Annotated in this window: 16 protein-coding genes and 1 tRNA gene; 3 read left to right on the top strand and 14 right to left on the bottom strand. The window is 51.8% G+C overall.

From position 1 onward, the window contains the following. Positions 1 to 9: 9 nt before the first annotated feature. The 3 genes from glnD to KKG35_05810 all read left to right on the top strand — a co-directional run bounded on the left by glnD (position 10) and on the right by KKG35_05810 (position 6257). Positions 10 to 2541, top strand: coding sequence for a [protein-PII] uridylyltransferase (gene glnD, locus KKG35_05820; protein ID MBU1737638.1), 2532 nt, complete (start codon positions 10 to 12; stop codon positions 2539 to 2541). Between the two features lie 90 nt (positions 2542 to 2631). Further along, positions 2632 to 3960 (top strand): type I glutamate--ammonia ligase, encoded by a 1329-nt coding sequence (gene glnA / locus KKG35_05815; protein MBU1737637.1) that lies wholly within the window; start codon positions 2632 to 2634, stop codon positions 3958 to 3960. A gap of 326 nt (positions 3961 to 4286) precedes the next feature. After that, complete coding sequence (locus tag KKG35_05810; protein MBU1737636.1) at positions 4287 to 6257, top strand: YdbH domain-containing protein; 1971 nt, start codon at positions 4287 to 4289, stop codon at positions 6255 to 6257. A 40-nt stretch (positions 6258 to 6297) separates the two neighbouring features. On the opposite strand, the gene KKG35_05805 is transcribed toward KKG35_05810, so the two are convergent. The 14 genes from KKG35_05805 to KKG35_05740 form a co-directional block, all read right to left on the bottom strand. Next, positions 6298 to 7113 (bottom strand): MBL fold metallo-hydrolase, encoded by an 816-nt coding sequence (locus tag KKG35_05805; protein MBU1737635.1) that lies wholly within the window; start codon positions 7111 to 7113, stop codon positions 6298 to 6300. A 44-nt stretch (positions 7114 to 7157) separates the two neighbouring features. Further along, positions 7158 to 7616 carry a dUTP diphosphatase gene (gene dut, locus KKG35_05800; protein MBU1737634.1) on the bottom strand — a complete coding sequence of 153 codons (459 nt, stop codon included), beginning with the start codon at positions 7614 to 7616 and terminating at the stop codon, positions 7158 to 7160. Positions 7617 to 7637: 21 nt separating this feature from the next. Then, positions 7638 to 8888, bottom strand: coding sequence for an insulinase family protein (locus KKG35_05795; protein MBU1737633.1), 1251 nt, complete (start codon positions 8886 to 8888; stop codon positions 7638 to 7640). Positions 8889 to 8925: 37 nt separating this feature from the next. Next, positions 8926 to 11004 carry a polyribonucleotide nucleotidyltransferase gene (pnp, locus tag KKG35_05790; protein ID MBU1737632.1) on the bottom strand — a complete coding sequence of 693 codons (2079 nt, stop codon included), beginning with the start codon at positions 11002 to 11004 and terminating at the stop codon, positions 8926 to 8928. A gap of 328 nt (positions 11005 to 11332) precedes the next feature. Then, positions 11333 to 11602, bottom strand: coding sequence for a 30S ribosomal protein S15 (gene rpsO, locus KKG35_05785; protein ID MBU1737631.1), 270 nt, complete (start codon positions 11600 to 11602; stop codon positions 11333 to 11335). Positions 11603 to 11669: 67 nt separating this feature from the next. Next, on the bottom strand, positions 11670 to 12395 hold the full coding sequence (truB, locus tag KKG35_05780) for a tRNA pseudouridine(55) synthase TruB (GenBank protein MBU1737630.1): 726 nt from the start codon (positions 12393 to 12395) through the stop codon (positions 11670 to 11672). 68 nt (positions 12396 to 12463) lie between these two features. Then, positions 12464 to 13441 carry a bifunctional oligoribonuclease/PAP phosphatase NrnA gene (locus tag KKG35_05775; GenBank protein ID MBU1737629.1) on the bottom strand — a complete coding sequence of 326 codons (978 nt, stop codon included), beginning with the start codon at positions 13439 to 13441 and terminating at the stop codon, positions 12464 to 12466. After that, positions 13425 to 13829, bottom strand: a complete 405-nt coding sequence (rbfA, locus tag KKG35_05770; GenBank protein MBU1737628.1) for a 30S ribosome-binding factor RbfA — start codon at positions 13827 to 13829, stop codon at positions 13425 to 13427. The genes KKG35_05775 and rbfA overlap by 17 nt, the downstream gene beginning before the upstream one ends. Before the next feature lie 2 nt (positions 13830 to 13831). After that, positions 13832 to 16552 (bottom strand): translation initiation factor IF-2, encoded by a 2721-nt coding sequence (infB, locus tag KKG35_05765; GenBank protein ID MBU1737627.1) that lies wholly within the window; start codon positions 16550 to 16552, stop codon positions 13832 to 13834. Positions 16553 to 16743: 191 nt separating this feature from the next. Continuing rightward, positions 16744 to 17022: a YlxR family protein gene (locus tag KKG35_05760; protein ID MBU1737626.1), complete on the bottom strand. Its 279-nt coding sequence runs from the start codon at positions 17020 to 17022 to the stop codon at positions 16744 to 16746. Next, entirely contained in the window at positions 17000 to 18340 is a 1341-nt protein-coding gene (gene nusA, locus KKG35_05755) for a transcription termination factor NusA (protein ID MBU1737625.1), read from the bottom strand. Before nusA ends, KKG35_05760 begins: the two co-directional genes overlap by 23 nt. A gap of 154 nt (positions 18341 to 18494) precedes the next feature. Further along, positions 18495 to 18965: a ribosome maturation factor RimP gene (locus KKG35_05750; GenBank protein ID MBU1737624.1), complete on the bottom strand. Its 471-nt coding sequence runs from the start codon at positions 18963 to 18965 to the stop codon at positions 18495 to 18497. Between the two features lie 141 nt (positions 18966 to 19106). Then, positions 19107 to 19182 (bottom strand) — tRNA-Gly (locus KKG35_05745). A gap of 108 nt (positions 19183 to 19290) precedes the next feature. Beyond that, positions 19291 to 20706: an NADH-quinone oxidoreductase subunit N gene (locus tag KKG35_05740; protein ID MBU1737623.1), complete on the bottom strand. Its 1416-nt coding sequence runs from the start codon at positions 20704 to 20706 to the stop codon at positions 19291 to 19293. Positions 20707 to 20784 lie beyond the last annotated feature (78 nt).

The following is a 20784-nucleotide window of genomic DNA, read 5'->3' as shown; positions in this document are numbered from 1 at the left end:
TGATTCCAGATGAAGGAAGAACTCAAAGCGGGACGGGACACACTCCGCAAACTCTGGGATTCCGGCCTGAGCGGGAGCGCCCTGCTTTCCAGACACTCGGAAGTTGTCGATTCGTGTCTCGCCCGACTCTTCACCACCGTGGCCGGGCCGGATGACGGCGTCGCACTGGTCGCCACCGGCGGGTACGGTCGCGGGGAGCTTTACCCCTTTTCGGACATCGACCTGCTGTTCCTCCATGAAGGACGGATACAACAGGGCCTGCTTGAAAAACTGGTGGGAGCGATCCTGTACCCTCTCTGGGACAGCGGACTTGAGGTCGGCCACAGCGTCAGAACGGTAAAGGAGTGTATTGCTGACTGCAAAAAAGATTTCCACCTGCAGACATCCCTGCTGGACAGCAGACTTGTCGCAGGCTCACAGAAAGCTATGGATCGGCTTTCCGAGTCCTATCGCAAAAAATTCATTGAAGGCAGACGCAAGGAGTTTTTTGAGAAGATCACCGCCAGCACCCAGGAAAGACATAAAAAATACGGCGGCCACAGCTTCCAGCTCGAACCCGACATCAAAGAGGGCCGAGGCGGCTTCAGGGATATTCAAACCATGCGCTGGACTGCAAAGGTCCTTTTCGGATTCACCAATATCAGAGATATGGAAATTTCAGGCCTGATCAGTACCGATGAACGATCCCGGCTTGAAGAAAGCTCCGAAGCCCTGGTCAGGATCAGGAACCGCCTTCATTACCTGAGCGGCAGAAAAAACGACCAGCTCTATTATGAGCACCAGGAAAGTATCGCTCACGCCCTCGGCTATAAAGATTCTCCCGGACAATTTGCTGTTGAATCCTTCATGCAGCAACTCTACAGGAATCTGCAATCCATCAAAGTCTCAACAGACCTGTTTTTTGAGTATACCTCGGAAAAAATCTCCAGAAATAAACCGAGCGTCAAAGACCGGTCAATCGACGAAGATCTTGAAATCTTCAACGGTCGCATAAGACTCGCAGACCCCTCCCGAATTCCTGAAAAGCCTGCCCTGCTGATGTCCCTGTTCAGCCGTGCCGCGGAATCCGGCCTGCCGATCCATTACCGGACACGGCAGGCTATTGCCGACAATCTGCTCCTGATCGATGACAGATTCCGCAACTCGAGACAGAATGCCCGGTATTTTCTGAACGCCCTGAAGATCAATGTCAATAAAGAAGACCTGCTCACGCTCCTTCTGGAAACCGGACTGCTGGTCAGGTACATTCCGGAATTCGGCAAAATCGAATCTCTTGCCCAGCACGATATTTACCATACCAATACTGTGGATCGCCACCTTCTGCAGACTGTTTCGGAAACAACCGCTCTCTCGCAGGAGTATCCTGAAATCTTTACCGACATAACCTCCCACAATGTCCTGTATCTGGCGGCTCTCCTGCATGATATCGGCAAAGGAAGCGGGAAAGAACACTCTGCGGAAGGCGCAGAAATTGCCCGTGGAGTCGGGTTCCGCCTTGGCTTGGCGGAGCAGGAGGTGGATGACCTTGATTTTCTGATCAGAAACCATCTCTTCATGGCCCACACCGCCCAGCGCCGTGATCTTGAAGATGAAACCCTGATCAGCAGGTTTGCAGAGCATATCGGCAACAGCAACATGCTGAACATGTTGTACCTGCTGTCGATTGCCGACGCCAAGGCAACCGGACCTGCATCATGGAGCGAATGGAAAGGAACTCTTCTCCAGGAGCTCTTTCTCAAAACCGCAATTTTCTTCGATCACAAGGGAAAAGCAAAACCTGATCTCAGTTCTGCCGTTCAATGGATGCGGGACAAGGTCAGATCCCTCATTGACCCGTCTGAAGTCCAGAATGTCGACGCTCTTCCCGATGAATACCTGACAAGTTTCACTCCGGAAGAAATAAAAATTCATTTGAAAATGCGTGAGCAACTGAAAGACCACAAGATCGTTTCAGCTCCTGCAGACCGAGGCAGCTATTGGTCCATCCTTGTTGTAAGCACCGACAAGACTGGACTTCTGGCAAAGATCTGCGGCACTCTTACCCTGAACAACCTGAGAGTTCTGGCGGCAAAAATCAACACCTGGCCCGACGGAACGGTTGTGGACCAGATTGATGTCAGACCTGATTTCAACACCAGCTTTATCGAGCAGGACTGGAACAAGCTTAACACCGACCTTGCAAAAGCCGTGGATAACCGTCTCGGACTTTCCCATCGGCTTGCAGACCGGCTCAACCCGCTGCACGGGGCAAGAAAAGGAGCGAAGAGGAGCCGTCACCAGGCAAAAGTGGTCACGGATAACAAAACTTCAGACCAGTACACCATCATCGAAATCCACGCCGATGACCAGCCGGCGCTTCTGTACAACATCACCAGGACCCTTGCCGACTTTGAGCTGAATATCTCGCGGGCAATGATTTCCACGCGCCTCGAACAACTCGTTGACGTTTTTTACCTGCAGACCCCGGACAAGAAAAAAATCGAAAACAGCGAGACCCTTGATGAGATAAAAAAAGCCCTGCTGTATACAGTCAGTCCCTGAACAGACTCGACCCGGACGAACAAACGGGCACCTGTTACAAAATTGTCAAGAATCAACCACAATATTTTGTTAAGGAGAAAAAAAATGGCTATTACCAAATCCCAGATCCTGAAGATCATCAAGGAACAGAATGTACGTTTTTTCAGATTGCAGTTCGTAGACGTAAACGGCTTCATGAAAAACGTCGCAATCCCTCTCAGCCAGATCGAAAAAGCCCTGGACGGGCAGATGATGTTTGACGGGTCTTCAATCGACGGTTTTGCCCGGATCAACGAGTCAGACATGTACCTCAAGCCCGATTACGACACCTTCGTCGTTCTTCCCTGGCGTAAAATCGACGGCAAAGCCGCTGCGAGAATTATCTGCGATATCGCCCTCCCGGATGGAACTCCATACGTGGGCTGCCCAAGGGTCAACCTGAAACGCGTTCTGGCCGAAGCAAAAAAAATGGGCTACACCATGAACGTTGGAACCGAGGCCGAATTTTTCCTGTTTGAGAGAGACGAGGAGGGTCTTTCAACCACGATCACCAACGACTCGGCAGGATATTTCAGCGTCGACCCTGATGATACCGGCATCAACTGCCGCCGCGAAATCATCGAGACCCTTGAAGAAATGGGCTTTGAAATCGAAGCTTCGCACCACGAAGTTGCGGAAGGCCAGCATGAAGTCAATTTCAAATATGCCGATGCCCTTACCTGTGCAGACAACACCGTTACTTTCAAATGGGTCGTCAAAACAATCGCCAAGAAACATGGGCTTCACGCAACATTTATGCCTAAACCGGTTTTCGGGATCAACGGTTCCGGTATGCACACCAACCAGTCACTGTTCGACCTGAAAGGCAACAATGTTTTCTTCGACAAAAAAGACCCCCTCCAGCTCAGCAAGTTGGCATACCAGTATATTGCAGGAATCGCCAAGAACGCCCGGGGCTTTGCCGCAGTCACCAACCCGCTGGTCAATTCATACAAGCGCCTGGTTCCGGGCTATGAAGCTCCGGTATACGTGGCATGGTCTGCATCCAATCGCAGCGCCCTGATGCGTATTCCGGCTTCCCGTGGTCTCGGCACCAGGGTCGAGGTGCGTTGCCCTGATCCAACCTGCAACCCCTATCTTGCCTTTGCGATGATGCTGAATTCCGGACTTGACGGGATAAAAAACAACCTGACACCTCCTAAATCAACCAATGTCAATATCTACAAGATGACCCCGAACCAGATGCGGAGGGCGAAAATCCAGAGCATGCCATCTTCACTTCTGGAAGCCCTGAACGAATTCAAAAAAAACCGGATTGCCAAAGAAACGCTGGGAAGCCACATTTTCGAAAAGTACGTGATCGGCAAGGAAAAGGAGTGGGACGCATACCGGATTGCAGTTACCGACTGGGAACTTGATACATATATTGATATCTACTGATCCCCGACGTCGCAAAAACAGCAACGATAAGACTGCCGAGTGCCTCTTGACATTCGGCAGTTTTATTTATTTCTTTTTCCACCGGGCATCATCAGTAACATTCACAGGCATGCACCTCCCACCCATCATCCACGCATCGATTCCCAACAAATAAGTTCTTGCCTAGGTAACCTTTTGTTTTTTATAGTAAATTTGCTATAATCTCTTGCAAAATAACCAGAATAAGGTTTTAAGAAGGCGAGCCTGTCTTTTTCTGGGTGCCCTTGCCGGCCCTTCCAGGAAACGTTAAATAACTAAACTTCTTTATGAACTTGCGTTGAAAAAAAATGAAGAACAAATTTACAACCCTGCTCATCCTTGCTGCGCTGGTGTCTGGTATTTACATCTTTCTCACCACACTCCTTACTAATTTTCTCTCAGGTCCTCGACTGAAAGCCATTCTGATCAAGCCGGTAGAGAAGGCCCTGGCAAGAAACGTTGAAATTGGCACGATCAAAGTTTCCATCTTCAAAGGGATCAACTTCACAAACCTTGTTATCAAGGATCAAAACCCTGAAGAAACCTTCGCCTCAATAGACTCGTTCAACCTGCATTATGAACTGCTGCCTCTTTTGCAGGGGAAGCTTGTCATCAAATCCGTTCAGGTCAATAATCCCAAGCTCAATATTGTAAAAAACAAGAGAGGAATTCTCAATCTCGCGAACATCGGCAAACCGGTAAAAGGGCAAAAAGTTGAGGATGACCCCAGTCAAGAGTATGTTGATCCGTTGCCCCTTGCCCTCACCTTTGAAAGTGTTTCTGTCAGCAAGGGCACCCTCACCTTCACAGATCTGACCGGGGAGCTTCCCCGCATTGACGCAAATGGCGATGCCGCCCTCTCCATATCCCTCGGCAAAGATCTGGCAAGCACCTCGATTTCCGGGACGACTACCATTCTGGCCAACGGAATTTATAAAGACCAGAAACCTGTGCTGATGCTTGACGGGAGGTTCACCCAAAAAGCATTCAGTTTCCAGGGCAATATCAGCATGGGGTTTGAAAAACTTATTTTTAATGGCATTGTCGACAACTACGCCTCCCGACCGGAGATCAAACTGAACGTCAACTCATCAAGACTCAATCTCGACAACATCACAACCCTGATTAACTCACAGAAAACCACTGGGAAAAAAAAACCTGCAGAAACAGCGCCGCCAATCCCGACTCTGACCGAAGCTGCTGAGATAAGCGAACCCGTCACCGGAGAAGTCAACCAGGCACCTGCCGATGCAATTCCGGCCCTGGCACCGGAAACTGGCCAGGCGGCTTTACCCACACCTCCCACAGTTGAACCTGTGCAACCTGCGGCCCAAGAAACCCTGGAAGTAGAAGGAGTTGCAGCACAATCCTCCTCGCCTGCCGGAAAAGAGCCTGCCGCAAAAACCCAGAATTTCTCCTGTCTTGGAGATATCACCATTTCAGAACTGATCAGCACAAAGTTCAAAGCCAGAAACATCAAGGTTTATTACAGCCTCAACAACCATGTCGTCACCCTGAAGAATTTCAGCGGTGAAATTTTCGGAGGCAACATTATCGGCAACGTTATCCTTGATCTTAAACCGCAGGAGCCAATCTTCACCGGTGACTTGAAAGCGAAAGGGATAGCACTCTCGGAACTCCTTGAAAAACTCGGGAAGCCGACAGAAAATCTGTCTGGAGCCCTCACAACCAGTCTCACCTTCAATGGAACCGGTCTTGAGTGGCCCACACTGCAGAACACCCTCTCCGGTGAGGGAGACTACCTCCTCGCAGATGGCGGGATAAAGTCTCCGATCTCATCGGCCTTAGCCGCGCTGCTTGAAATTCCTGAAGTGGAGAATCTGCGCTTTAAAGATCTGACGGGATCACTCAAAATCGTCAACGGCGACGTCCAGCTGACCGCATCTCTCACAAGTTCACAGTTTGATCTGAAAGGTGAGGGCCGAATCGGCCTCAACGGGAATCTTGATCTGCCTCTCACACTTCTCCTTTCACAGGAGAACAGCCTGAAACTTGCAGAAAAAAGCGCTTACAGCAACTATCTTGCCGATGATCAGGGGCGAATTTCCCTGCACGTTCTGCTCCAAGGTTCAACCAATGAACCAAAGCTCCGCTTTGACGAAAAAGAGAGCGTGAACCGGGTGCAGAAGATTGTCGTCAAGAAAGCGGAGGAGAAGCTCGGGGAAGCCATCAAAAAGGAATTGGGCGTCAGCCCTGAACAGGGAGATATTGTGAAAGGGCTGTCAGAAAAATTCCTGAACGAAATGTTTAAGAAGTAGGGCTCATTACGAAAAAAGCCAACCTGCGCACGGTTTACACTCAGAAACCCCTTCCGGCGCCTCTACCGCCAAGATGAATCATGCTCCCAGTTTTTTCCTGCCCGGCAACCGAGAGAACGAACCCTCGGAGCATACATTCTCCAAACCCCTTCGAATTCAGATAAATCTCAACCTCCCTTCGCGCCAGTTCCGGAGTGTTGTTGCTTTCACTCAAATGAGCCAGAACCACATGTTCCAAGCCATCATGAATCAGCTCGGCAAGTAACTCTGCCGCCTCTGAGTTTGCCAGATGTCCTTCTTTTGAGCGGATCCTCTGCTGCAGATGTGGTGGATAGCTCCCGTTCCTGAGCATCACCGGATCATGGTTACATTCCAGAATCAACCCGTTGCAGCCGCCGAGACGATGCTGCATCACCCTTGAAACGCTGCCGGTATCTGTGCAGTAACCGACGGACAACCCCTGATATCCGATCACAAATCCCAAAGGATCAACAACGTCGTGGGAAACCGAGAAAGGATGAATAACCAGTTCATCTAGGGAGAAAGTCCGTCCGGCTTGGATTTCGGTCCATCGGGCCACTTTTGCCAGAGTATTTCCAGCCGCCTTCATGGTCGCCGCACTGGCCAGCACAGTCAACCCGAAACGTCTGGACAAAGCCTGAACGCCGCGAATATGGTCACTATGTTCATGAGTTACTACAATCGCACTCAGTGATGAAGGATCAACCCCCACGGAAGCAAGGCGCCGTTCCAGCTCAAGACCGGAGAATCCGGCATCAACAAGAATTCGGGTGTCGCCCCCTTCAATGAAAGTCGAATTCCCCTTGCTGCCGCTCCCCAGAACACAGAACCGCATCAGCCTGTCATCCAGTTGTATAGTGTCTTTTGCCGTGGGACCATTCACTTTCCCGTATGACCAAAGCCACCTGTCTGCCGTTTGGTGCTGTCAAGCTCGGCAACTTCCGCAACAATTGCCCTGCAGACAGGAGCCACTACAAGCTGAGCAATCCGGTCCCGCCTGTGTATGGTATACGGGGCGTCCCCGAGATTCACCAAGCCCACCTTTATCTCACCACGATAATCAGCGTCAATTGTTCCCGGGGCGTTGATTACGGTAACACCATGTTTGATCGCGAGTCCGCTTCTCGGCCTGACCTGAATTTCATACCCGGCAGGAATCGAGGCCGCGAAACCTGTGGGGATCAGCAGCCTCTCTCCAGGATCCAGAGTCACCGCCCCTGCCACGTCCGCCTCAATATCCATGCCCGCAGCAAGCTCTGAGTGATATTGCGGCAGATCAAGGTCTTCACCATCATGCGGTCTTAACCGGCAGAAACTGACCCTCACTTCTTGTTGCATGATTCTCACCGCTGAAGTCTTTCAGATTTTCAATCCGAGGACAATCTTCTCATCCACCGGACCAATGACCGACAAACTTAAAGGGCTCCCACTCAACAGACTTTTTGCCATCTCCATAATATGCATCGGCGTAACTCCCTCAAGCCTCTCAGCCACCTCTTCCATGGCTATGCTCCGATGGAAAAACAGTTCATTTCTGGCCAGTCTGGTCATTCTCGCTTCCATATTCTCCGCCGACAGATACATCCCCCCTTTGGTGTAATCAACTGCCCGGGACAGCTCTTCTTCCGTAACCGGTCCTGAAACAAACAGATCCAGCTCAGTTTTCACCAGATCCACCACTTGAAGCAGAGTGTTCGGATCAACCCCGAGATAGATTCCCAGATACCCACTATCCGAATATGAGACCAGATACGAATAAACAGAATAGGCAAGCCCCCGCTTTTCCCGGATCTCCTGGTAGAGCCGCGAACTCATGTTCCCTCCCAGGATAATATTGAGAAGCATCAATTTATAGCGGTCTTCAGAGGTAATCGGCAACCCTTTGGTTCCGAGGACAAGATGGACCTGTTCAAGGGGTTTGTGCACAACCTTCAGCAAAAGTGGTTCAACCGCCGGAGTGACCCGGTGCAGCAGGGAAGGCGACCCAGCAAGTGAAGACAGCTTCTGCTGCCAGAGATCAACAAAGCGTTGATGATCCACACTGCCCGCCGCAACGATGATGATCCTTTCCGGCAGATACTGCTTCCTGACATACTCCAGAAGGATCTCCCGATTGAGCCCTGAAACAACTTCGTGTGATCCGAGAACAGTGTTCCCCAGAGGATGCCCGTTCCAAATCAGGGAGGCGAAGATTTCATGCACCCGGTCGTCAGGAGTGTCCTCAACCATGGCAATTTCCTGCAGAATCACCTGTCTTTCAGACTCAACTTCCTCATCTGAGAACACAGAATTCAGGAAGAGATCTCCGAGAAGATCGACCGCTTTTTCCAGGTGACTGTCAAGAACTGTTGCGTATAGGGAGGTTTGCTCGGTGGAGGTGAAGGCATTGGACATACCGCCCAGCATATCCAGTTCCCTGGCAATCTGCTGAGCGGTTCTGCAACGTGTCCCTTTGAAAAGCATGTGCTCAACGAAATGAGCACTGCCATTATTGAACTCATCCTCGTCACGGGAGCCGGTGTCTATCCATATTCCTATGGAGACCGTCTGAGACGGGAGCTTCTCGGTCACGATCCGGACCGAGTTGTCGAGGACAGTTTTCTGATACATCAATCAGCCGCTAACGCATCCATAGGATACCCGACCATCAATCGAGCAAGGCTTTACGGCTGAGGCGAATTTTCCCGCGCTGATCAATATTGAGAACCTTGACCTCAATGGTATCGCCCTCTTTGACAACATCGGAGACATTCTCAACTCTTTTGTTGTCAAGTTCAGAGATATGGACCAGCCCATCAGTGCCGGGCAGAATCTCAACGAAAGCACCGAAGTCAACAATCTTCTGGACCGTGCCGGTGTACACCTTGCCGATCTCCGCCTCTTCGGTGATCCCCTTGATCTTCGCAGTCACCTCGGCGCCCACCCGACCATCCGGCGCAAAAATACTGACCTTGCCGGAATCATCAACATCAATCTTGACCCCATAATCGGCGCTGAGACCCTTGATGATTTTTCCTCCCGGGCCAATCAGATCACGGATCTTGTCCGGGTTTATCTGCATGCTGAATATTTTCGGCGCATGCTCCGGAAGCTCAGCCCGCGGTTCGGCGATCCCTTCCTGCATCTTGCCGAGGATGTGCAACCGCCCGGCTTTTGCCTGATCAAGGGCACGGCCCATGATCTCCTTGGAAACCCCGGCAATCTTGATATCCATCTGCAATGCGGTAATGCCTTCATCGGTACCGGTCACCTTGAAATCCATGTCGCCAAGATGGTCCTCATCGCCAAGAATATCAGACAACACCACAATCTTGTCATCCTCCTTGATCAGTCCCATGGCAATACCGGCCACCGGCTTTCTGATCGGCACGCCGGCATCCATCAGCGCCATGCTGCCGCCACAGACGGTAGCCATGGATGAAGACCCGTTGGACTCGGTGATCTCGGACACGATTCGCAAGGTGTAAGGGAATTTCTCACGATCCGGCAGAACCGCTTTGATGGCCCTGGTTGCAAGCGCGCCGTGACCGATATCCCGCCGGCTGGGGCCTCTCATAAACCTGACCTCTCCCACACAGTAGGGAGGAAAATTGTAATGGAGCATAAAGGGGTTGAAATCCATGCCATACAACGATTCAACCCGCTGTTCGTCTTCACCGCTGCCAAGGGTTGCGGTAACGATGGCCTGCGTCTCACCCCTGGTGAACAGCGAGGAGCCGTGGACCATCGGCAAAGCGCCGACTTCACACTGGATGGGACGGATTTCGTCCATCCGGCGGCCATCGATCCGGGCATCTTCCTTGACAATCCGGTCACGCATCATCCGCTTGTTCAGTTCTTTGAACGCCGCCTTGATTTCGGTTTCCGATTCGGGAAATTCACCCGCCAGAGCCTCGACCACCCGATCCTGAAGATCTTTATGCGCGGCGCTTCGCTCCATTTTGTCCTTGACGACAATGACCTTCTGCATGTCGCCTGCGGCAACATCAGCCACCCTTTTCTGCATCTCGACATTCACCGGCTTGGGGATAACGGTCATCTTGGTTTTCCCGACCGCCTCCCGCATCTCCTCCTGGATAGCAAGGATCGGCTGCAAACACTCATGCCCAAAGAAAATACCGGCCAGCACCTCCGCCTCGGAAAGGCTGTCGGCGCCGCCCTCGACCATCACAACCGCATCTTTGGTGCCGGCAACGATCAGGTCCATTCTGGAATTCGCCTGCTGGTCCTGGGTCGGATTCACCACATACTGCCCGTCGATGTACCCGACTCGAACTCCGGCAATCGGACCCAGAAAAGGGATATTGGATATCCCGAGAGCACAGGACGCGCCAACCATGGCCAGCATGTCAGGATCATTCTGTTTATCGGCAGAAAGGACGGTGCTGATAACCTGGGTCTCATTCTGATATCCTTCCGCAAACAACGGGCGCAACGGACGATCGATGAACCGGCAGGTCAAGGTCTCTTTTTCGGTCGGACGACCGATTTCCCGTCTGAAGAAGCTCCCCGGAATACGGCCAACCGCATAAAAACGTTCCTGATACTCTACGGTCAGGGGTAAAAAATCTGCATTCGGATTGGCAGACGGTGCCGCCGTGGCAGTCACCAGGACCACCGTATCTCCATAAGTGACCACAACCGCCCCACCGGCCTGTTTGGCGATCCTCCCGGTTTCGATGGTCATGTTTCTGCCACCTACTTCAACTTCTACTTTTTTATACATGTACACTCCTAAGCGTTCATCCGCTAATCCTGCAAAGCGAGACAAAAATCATCACAACAGCACTTTACAGGTTTTGATAGTTGACTCATCCACCACACCTGCGCCATTTCGCATTTATGGTACAAAAAGAGTCCAAATTCTCTGGCATCCTGACATTTTAACGAAATCGAAACGTTACCAGGATCCTCTTCACCTTGAGGATCCGGCAGAGAAAGCAACAATTCAGCCAGAATGAATCGCAGCAGCTTTCACCCTGCGGGTACTCACTTCAGTACCCCCTTGAGGGGTATAAGTTTCGTACGAGCATACGAGCTGCTCAACTTAAGCTTTATTTCCTGATCCCGAGCTCCTTGATCACATTGCGATACCGGTCGACATCCTTCTCCTTGAGATAATTGAGAAGACTCCTTCTCTGCCCTACCAGTTTCAACAGGCCGCGTCGGGAATGATGATCTTTTTTGTGGCTCTGGAAATGCTCGGTCAGATAGGTAATCCGGCTGCTGAGCAGGGCAATCTGCACTTCAGGCGAGCCGGTATCCTTCTCATGTTTACCGAATTTGCCCATGATCTCACGTTTTTCGTCTACTTTTAAGGTCACTGCGTACTCCTCCAAAAAATAATTAACAATTCAGGATATCATAGCCGCTGACGGCCATCGACTCCTACTATATAAGCAATCTGCTCCTCACAGTTTCCACCGTGATCATCCGTTGCATTAAAATCTCTTCTGCAGCAGCCACCCCATCGGCTAAAACGTTGCCATCAACGGCCTCGGCAACCGACAGGAAACCGCTCTGCAACCGCCGCAAACCAGACAGGCAGGCACCGCAACCAAGTACCCTGCCGATATCAGAAGCCAGGGTCCGGATATAGGTGCCTTTACTGCATCGGACTTTTATCTTCAATATATTCCGGGAGAAATCAAGACATTTTATCTCCGGGATTTCCACCTTTCTCGCTTCCCTGCTGATCTCGATCCCTTTTCTCGCATAATAATAAAGCGGTTTTCCTTTGTGCTTCAAGGCTGAATACAAAGGTGGAACCTGCAATTGACTGCCGGTGAATGAGGCCAGACAGCGTGATATCGTCTCTTCGCCGATATCACCCACTTCATTTCTGGCGACGATTTCTCCTTCCAGATCAAAAGTTTCGGTTTCAAGCCCAAGGCACAGCTCGGCTTCATAAACCTTCTCGCCATCCATCAGCCACGGAACAAGCCTGGTTGCCGGGCGGCCGACACACACCACGAGTAAACCCGAGGCAAATGGGTCCAAGGTTCCGGCATGCCCTGTTTTCTTGATTCCCAGGGCTCGTCTGACCTGCTGGACAACCCTGAAAGAAGTTGGCCCCACCGGCTTGTCTATAGGAAAAATTCCAGCTTCTATCGTCACTTCGAGCCGTCATCCATCAGGCTGCAACAAAACCATTCATCCTCTGCCCCTGCTCCATTCCGCTCTGCCTAATGTTCAGAGACCAGAGGCCCAAGTTCATGCAGGAGTTTCTCCTGAATCTCGGCAACCGTGGCACCTTTTAATTTGAATCCGGCAGCATTGCAGTGTCCGCCACCACCGAAGGAACCTGCAATCCTCGCCACATCATAACCACTGCCCTTCGAACGCAAGCTTACGGAAATCATCCCGTCTCTGCTTTCTTTGATGAAGACCGCCACCTTCACCGTCGTCAGCGATCGGGGATAATTTATAAAATTCTCGGTATCCGCCTGGACCGTTCCGGTGCGGGCAAACATCTCGCCGGTCGCTTTGATCACCGCAACCCTGTTCTTGTGAAACAGCTCAAGGGAATCAAGAACCATCTGGAGGAGCTGCAACCGGTTCGAGGTGAAATTATCAAAGAGCTTGCCGGCAACCTCGGAGGGTTTGACCCCTTTGCCGATCAATTCGCCGGCCACCCTGAACGTATCAGCCGTAGTCGAAGAATACTTAAAAGAACCGGTGTCGGAGACAATTGCGGCATAAAGACAGTAGGCGGCCTCATAGGAAATATCCGCTTTGAGGGCCGCAGCCAGGTCACAAATCATCTCTCCGGTAGAGGCGCGTTTACTGTCGACCCATTGAATATCGCCAAAGGGTTTATGCCCGGCGTGATGGTCAATCATCACAAAAGGGTGAACGCTCAACAACCGCTCTCTTTCACGACCAAGGCGTGCCTGGTCACCACAGTCAACCGCCACCGCGCAATCAAATCCCGACAGCGCCGGCAGTTTCGTCACCAGGTTCCGACACCCCGGCATGAATTCATACAGGTGTCCGACCTCCTCCTCTGCATATAATACGACATCCTTGCCAAGGGATTTGAGAATCTCGGAAAGCGCCAGCTGTGACCCGAGAGCATCGCCATCCGGGTATATATGGGTGGCCAGCAGAATTCTGTTTGCACCGGCAATGGTCGCGACTACTTCGTCAGGAGGCTTGATCATCTTTTTCGGCTATCTCGCGAAACAATTTATCCATCTCAGCCTGGCGCTCCAGGCTGACATCGTAGACGAATTCGAGATCCGGGACGTACCTCAACCCAAGCTCCCGGGCAAGGTGCGACCGCATGAATCCCCTGGCGCTGGCCAGCCCATCGCCGACTTTTTCCGGATCCTGGCCGAAACAACTGAACTTCACCCGGGCCAGGCGCAGATCAGAGGTGATCTCCACTGCGGTAATCGTCACATTATAGAGACGCGGATCCTTCACCTTCCGCAAAAGGAGCATGGCGATCTCATTCTTAATACTGTCCGCCACCCTTGCAGGTCTGCGCCCTGTTTTTTTGCCAAGCTCCGGCAGAGCGAACCTGGATCGTGATCCTTTGCCCGTCATAATTACAGCTCTCCGGCCACCTCTTCCATAATGAAGGCTTCCAGGACATCACCAGGTTTGATATCATTGTAGTTCTCTATACTAATACCACATTCAAACCCGGACTGTACTTCTTTCACATCGTCTTTGAAGCGGCGCAGCGAACCAATCTTCCCGGTATAGACGACCACTCCGTCCCGGACAATCCGGACCTTGGAATTCCGGTCAACCCGACCATCAGACACATAACTGCCGGCAATGGTCCCGGCCTTGGGATGATTAAACGTTTCCCTCACTTCGATGGTCCCGATGACCTTCTCGACAAAAGTCGGATCAAGCAGCCCGGTCATGGCACCCCTGATATCGTCAAGAGCGTGGTAAATAACATCATAGAATCTCATGTCCACATTCTCGGCGGCGGCAAGCTCCTTGGCCTTGACTCCGGGCCTGACGTTAAATCCGAAGATCAATGCGTCCGAGGCCGAAGCAAGGAGAATGTCGGATTCAATGATCGCGCCGGTACCCTGATGCAGCACTTTGACCTTGACCTGATCGGTCCCGAGTTTTTCGATCGCCGAGCTGAAGGCCTCCAGGGTTCCCTGAACGTCGGCCCGCAACACAACCCGCAGTTCCTTCATTTCTCCTTCCTGGAGATGTTCGAAAAGATTTTCCAGTGAAATCTTGGTGGTGGAAGCAAGCTCCGTTTCCCGTAATTTCATCTGCCGCTGGTTGGCAATAGTCTTGGCCATCTTTTCGTCCGGAACCACCACAAACTCGTCCCCGGCCCTGGGGACCCCGCTGAGACCATGCACTTCAACAGGCATTGAAGGCCCGGCTTCTTCAACAATGGATCCCTTGTCATTATGCATTGACCGGACACGTCCGAAATGTTCGCCAACCACAAACGAATCACCGACTCTCAGGGTGCCGTGCTGGACCAGAATGGTCGCAACCGGGCCCCTTCCCTTGTGGAGTTGGGCTTCGACAACCCAACCTTTCGCCTTTCTGGCGGGATCGGCTTTCAGTTCCAGAATCTCGGCCTGGAGCAGAATCTGCTCCAGAAGTTCTTCAATCCCGATATTCTGCTTGGCTGAAGTCTCACAGTATATGGTCTGTCCGCCCCATTCTTCGGGAGAAAGATCATACTCTGCAAGCTCCCCTTTAACCCGGTCAACATTCGCATCCGGCTTGTCAATTTTGTTTACTGCGACCACGATCGGCACATCGGCTGCCCGGGCATGACTTATCGCCTCACGGGTCTGGTCCATCACGCCATCGTCGGCAGCCACCACCAGCACAACCACATCCGTGACTTTGGCGCCGCGTGACCTCATCTCGGTGAACGCCGCATGACCCGGGGTGTCAAGAAAGACCACGTCACCGTGATTCGACCGCACATAATGCGCTCCTATATGCTGGGTGATGCCCCCGGCCTCTCCCGCTGCCACATCAGTTTTCCGGATGGCATCAAGAATGGACGTCTTGCCATGGTCAACATGCCCCATCACCGTCACCACCGGCGGTCTTGGAACTTCTTCCCCACCGCTGTAGGTTTCTTCGAGGTTGATAACAGCCTGCTCTTCGGTGATCCCCTGTTCAACTTCGTACCCGAAATCATTGGCCACCAGAGTTGCCGTTTCCACATCAAGGGCCTGGTTCAAGGTTGCCATAACTCCCAACCCCATAAGGTTTGCGATAATCTCGTGTCCCTTGACCCCCATCCGATGCGCAAAATCGCTCACGGTGATGGTCTCAAAAACCTTAATCCGCTTTTTAATTGCCTTGGTTTCGGCGACCTCGGATCCGGAATCATGTTGCTTGGATTTCTTGCCTCCTCCCCGGCGGACTCTGCCCACTCTGAGCCCTCCGGACAAACGGCCGCCAAAAGCATCGACATCTTCCATGTCGACATCAACGCGTCCTTTTCGTTTCCCGCCTCCTCCTTTCTTCTGGCGCTCCCGGGCCGTGGGGTCAGGACTGAACTTCACATACCTCTTCCCCTTCTTCCCTTTATCGGCAGCATCATCATCCAGAATCTCCGGAGTCCTGATCTCTTCGTTTTTAGGCTTGGCTACCGCCTTCCCTTTCTTCTCTGATTTTTTGGGCCGCTGGGGTCGTGCCTCTTCTTCAGGAAGGATAATGGCTGACCTTTTGATAACCTTGGCCAATCCTGTGCGCTTATTCGACACCACCTTGGCAGGCTCCTCAACAACCGGCGTTTCCCTTTCGTTCTTATCTTCAGTTATTGGCTCACCGACAATCTGATCGCCTTCAGAAAGAGCCTCATCCGCAGGTTTCGCAGGAGGAATAGGCGGCGGCTCACCTTCGGTAACCGCTACCGCAGCAGCCTCGGATTGAACGGGCTCCTGCGTCTCTTCAATGTCCTTTTCAACCACAACCACTTCCGGTTCGGCCTGCTCAGGAGCACTCTCTTTTCCAGGTGATTCTTCAACCGGCTCTGCGGCGCTCGACGCGGCTTCCGGAGTTTCTGCCGGCGGTTCCTCGGCCACTACCATTTTGGTTCGCCGGCGGATGATGGTCGTTTTCCCTTCCGACTGGATTCTCTTCCGCTCAGTCTTGGTCTCGATAAGACCGAGTTGCTGACGTGCTTCATCGGCCACAGCATCATCCAGGGCGGAACTGTGAGATTTCACGTCAAAACCCATCCCAATGAGCTTATCCACCATCTCCTTGTTTTCAATCCCTGCTTCTTTCGCCAATGTGTATACTCTGACCTTCGCCATTCTTAAAACTCCTGATCAAATGCCATTTGCACCCTCAGTCGGCAATATACCTGCCTGACAGTGCTGCTGATCCTCATGAAATAATCCGTTCAAAACCGCTGCAATCTATTCAGTGTCGGGAATGGCTCACTGGCCAATCTTTTTAATCCGTGGCCGGAAACAGCCCCCGCTACACTCAGCAAAGGGAAATCTCAAAACAGGTTCTCAATCTCAACCATATCGAGCTCCGTTACCCGCAGAGCCCTCTTCAACCCCTTCCTGTTCCTGACCAATCTCCCCAGACACCCAGTGTCGTTACAACAATAAACGCCCCTTCCTGCCGATTTTTTCACCCCATCGAGCTGCAACACCCCACTGCTTCCTGCAACAGTAAATCTTAACAGATCGGCAGGATTCTTTCTGATCCTGCAGCCGAAACAGGTCCGGATCGGGGTCGCCCCCCCCTGGTCACTCTCCGTTTGCGTCTGCATCCTGTTTTTCAGATTTCACCGATTCTTTGTCACTATTATCCGGTCCGCGCCCATCGTCAGGATCGGTCGGTCCAGGTTCTGCAGGGAGTGGCACCTTGGCAGCATTCACAATCAGCCTCAGAGCCTTGTCATCATCAATATTTTCAAATTCGGTAAGATCTTCAACGGTGGCAGCCGCCAGTTCCTTTGCAGATGTGATCCCGGAATCATACAGTCGTTCGGCAAGTTTGTCGTCTACGCCTTCCACCTTCAACAGCGACCTGTACCCCTGTTCCATTGACTTGGCGTATTTCTGCTCGCCCTTCACATCTATGTTCCAGCCCAGGAGTTTAGACGCCAGCCTGACGTTCTGTCCCTGCCTGCCGATGGCAAGGGAAAGCTGATCTTCAGGGGCTATGACCAGAAGGGTCTTTTTCTCCTCATCAACCACTACCATGGAGATCTGGGCAGGCGCCAGAGCGTTTGACACAAACCTGGCCGGGTCCGGACTCCACGGCACAATATCAATCTTCTCGCCTTGAAGTTCCTGGACAACGTTTTGAACCCTGGACCCCTTCATGCCGACACAGGCACCGACCGGATCAACATCCATCTCTGAAGACGACACCGCAATTTTGGCCCGGGACCCCGGTTCCCGGCAGACACCCATGATTGTTACAACGCCTTCGGCAATCTCCGGGACCTCTTCCGTAAAAAGCTGCGCCAGAAACCGGTCATCGGTACGGCTCAGGACCAGAGGCGAATCACGGGCATCCTTCTTGACCTCAAGAAGATACGCACGGATCCGGTCCCCCTGCCGATAGGACCTTCTGGGCATCTGCTGACTTGCAGGAAGGATCGCATCCGTTCGGCCAAGATTGACAACGGTGTTCCCGCGCTCAAATCTCTGCACGATACCGTTGATGATCTCACCCTGCCGTTCTTTATACATGTCATAGATCACATTGGTTTCAGCATCTTTCATACGCTGGATAATCACCTGCTTGGCTGACTGGGCTGCAATCCTGCCAAGTTCGGAAACATTATCCATCTTCGAGCCGATATCATCTCCAAGTTCAACCTCGGGATCAAGAGCCAGAGCGTCCTCCATGGATATTTCGGTCTGGTCATCCTCAACCTTTTCGACCACGGTACGGAACTGAAAAAGCTCTATTTCACCAAGCTCTTCATTAAATCGCACCTCCATATCACGGCGCTGTCCGAATTTCTTCCGGGCCGCCTGCATAACGGCATCTTCAAGACTTTCTATCAGCAGGTTACGGTCAATTCCCTTGTCTCTGCTGATCTGATCAACTATTCTGCTCAGTTCTGAAAACATGTCTTATCTCCAAAAAAGCATTCGTTCTTCATAAACGTTGCCATATCACTTGCAAATGCATCCGGCATAACCGGACTATATTATACATCTCAAGGGTTGATCAACCCGCCAATATTAAAACGCAACCAATCCCAATCATGCTCCAACATGGTGACTAGAACTCAATCACCAGCCTGGCCTTCCTGATTGCCGTAAGAGCGACCTCTTGCTCCCTGCCGTTGCTCTCTATCACAACAGTCTCGCCCTGGACCTTCCGGATGGTTCCAACCAGTTCATCCGAATCATCGTGCATGAGCAGTTTTACTTTTTTCCCCAGGTTTCTCGTAAAATCACGTCCGGTGGTAAGAGGTCGGTCCAGCCCCGGTGAGGATACTTCCAGGGTATAGGCCTGCTTCAGCAGATCCTCGACATCAAGGAGAATGCTTACTTCCCGGCTTACCCTGGCACAGTCATCAACGCCGATCCCGTTCTCATGGCAGATAATGAGTCGCAGGACGTGGCCATGGGCTTCTCTTCTGAACTGGACTTCAACCAGTTCATATCCCATATCAATCAGAACAGGTTCTGCCAGTTCGGCGATCTGCTGTTCAACGTGATCCTTATAGATTAGTCCCTGGTCGTTCATATAAAAAAAAAAGCGGGCTCCCGGCCCACTTTTCCTTAGAAAGAAAAAGATTTTCAATAAAAACAAACCCCGGCCGGCTACGAATGGCAGGCTGGGCAGCGCAATCGCCACCTTGCGGGACAAGACACACGGAACTTCTGCTGGAGCGGGCAACGGGGTTCGAACCCGCGACTCCAAGCTTGGGAAGCTTGTACTCTACCAACTGAGCTATGCCCGCATCAAGGACGACAATATAATTTATTATGAAGCGATGTCAAGAGGGGAAAACAGCGGAACTCTAAAGATATCTTCGCCGATTTCACGACATACTTGGAACAACGGGCGTCTAGAGGATTGTCCGGATTGCCTGGGTCGCCATGTTAAGAAAAGTAGAAGGGACTATTCCCATCACCAGAATGATCAGGACCAGCATCACCCCCGCCATCTTGATCAGCGGACTCACCGGCACGGGAGTCACCTCGTCTGCAGCGGAACAATAGGCGACTCTTACCACTGAGAGATAGTAGTAGATCGAAATCGCGGTATTGATCGCCGCCATGATGACCACGGCAAGATACCCTTGTTTCAAGGCCCCGGTCAGCAACATGAATTTACCCATGAATCCTGCAAATGGGGGGATTCCGGCCAGAGCAAACATGGAAATACCAAGAATAAGGGCCAGCAGTGGCGCTCTCTGGTAAAGACCTGTCAGATCATCAATCTGCAGATTCTCACCTTTGCCGGCGACGTTACAGATCACCAGGAAACAGGCCAGGTTCATCACCAGATAGGCAACAATGTAAAATACTGAAGTCGCATATCCCGTCTCACCCAACACCAGGATACCAAGCATCACATAGCCGGCATGGGCGATACCGGAAAAGCCAAGCATTCTCTTGATGTCTTTCTGGACCAGCGCAAGAAGATTGCCGTAAAACATCGAAAATACAGCGAGGCCACCCAAGAGAAGGCTCGCCGTCTGGCCTTCGGGAAGGTAAAGAGCGGAAACCCTTATCAGAAGGGCAACAGCAGCCAGTTTTGGCACTGAGGCAATGAAAGCGGTGGTCTCATTAGTTGCTCCCTGGTAGACATCCGGAAGCCAGAAGTGGAACGGGAAAAGGCCGAGTTTGAAAAAGAAACCGGCCAGAACCATGGTGATCCCGACAACGGCCGCCGGCTGGTCTGCAATACTGTGAAGCCTTGGCAGCAGCTCACCAAGATAGGTGGTCCCGGTAAGACCAAAAAGATAACTCATCCCGAAAAGCATGATCCCCGTCGCCATCACCCCGAAAAGAATGTACTTGGCGGCAGACTCCATCTGACTTCTGACTCCTGACCGGTCGTCACGCATCGGCACCATCAGATACAGGGCAAAGGATGAAAGCTCAAGGGCAATGAATAGAGAAAGGAGCTCAACGCAACTGACTACCATCATCAACCCGAGAGAACTGAGAAGCATAAACAGATAATACTCTGCCTTGACTTCTTTTTCTATTCCCGGGAATTCATTGCCCAGCAACACCACAACCCCCAGCCCCACAGCAACCAGCAGCTTGAAGAGCTGAGAGAAAAGATCAATCTGATATGCATTGAAAAACAGAGGCCCCTCCTGAAAAAGGGTGAGAGAGGTCACGACAATATTTATGAGCGCAATAAAACCGACCCATAATTTCACCGTCCTGCTGCTGACCTTGAACAGTGAAACCCCGAACAGGATCAGGCATCCGGTAAGAACCCATAATTCAGGAGCGAACAGTTTCATTTTTCACCTTGCAGGATTATTCTCCAATCTGCCTCGTAACCACCGGCCATTGAAGGGAAGTCTTAAAACTTTATCTGC

This window comes from Pseudomonadota bacterium, from assembly GCA_018823285.1.
GTDB lineage: Bacteria > Desulfobacterota > Desulfobulbia > Desulfobulbales > JAGXFP01 > JAHJIQ01.
The sequence above is the reverse complement of the archived record's forward strand: the minus strand, read 5'-3'. Positions and strand labels throughout refer to the sequence as shown.

Excerpts from the sequence above, each read along its gene's own strand:
- infB (MBU1737627.1), bottom strand. The coding sequence starts at position 16,552 with ATGGCGAAGGTCAGAGTATACACATTGGCGAAAGAAGCAGGGATTGAA.
- nusA (MBU1737625.1), bottom strand. The coding sequence starts at position 18,340 with ATGTTTTCAGAACTGAGCAGAATAGTTGATCAGATCAGCAGAGACAAG.
- KKG35_05740 (MBU1737623.1), bottom strand. The coding sequence starts at position 20,706 with ATGAAACTGTTCGCTCCTGAATTATGGGTTCTTACCGGATGCCTGATC.
- rbfA (MBU1737628.1), bottom strand. The coding sequence starts at position 13,829 with ATGACGGGCAAAGGATCACGATCCAGGTTCGCTCTGCCGGAGCTTGGC.
- KKG35_05760 (MBU1737626.1), bottom strand. The coding sequence starts at position 17,022 with ATGCAGACGCAAACGGAGAGTGACCAGGGGGGGGCGACCCCGATCCGG.
- KKG35_05810 (MBU1737636.1), top strand. The coding sequence starts at position 4,287 with ATGAAGAACAAATTTACAACCCTGCTCATCCTTGCTGCGCTGGTGTCT.
- KKG35_05795 (MBU1737633.1), bottom strand. The coding sequence starts at position 8,888 with ATGTATCAGAAAACTGTCCTCGACAACTCGGTCCGGATCGTGACCGAG.
- KKG35_05750 (MBU1737624.1), bottom strand. The coding sequence starts at position 18,965 with ATGAACGACCAGGGACTAATCTATAAGGATCACGTTGAACAGCAGATC.
- dut (MBU1737634.1), bottom strand. The coding sequence starts at position 7,616 with ATGCAACAAGAAGTGAGGGTCAGTTTCTGCCGGTTAAGACCGCATGAT.
- glnD (MBU1737638.1), top strand. The coding sequence starts at position 10 with ATGAAGGAAGAACTCAAAGCGGGACGGGACACACTCCGCAAACTCTGG.
- pnp (MBU1737632.1), bottom strand. The coding sequence starts at position 11,004 with ATGTATAAAAAAGTAGAAGTTGAAGTAGGTGGCAGAAACATGACCATC.
- KKG35_05805 (MBU1737635.1), bottom strand. The coding sequence starts at position 7,113 with ATGCGGTTCTGTGTTCTGGGGAGCGGCAGCAAGGGGAATTCGACTTTC.
- KKG35_05775 (MBU1737629.1), bottom strand. The coding sequence starts at position 13,441 with ATGATCAAGCCTCCTGACGAAGTAGTCGCGACCATTGCCGGTGCAAAC.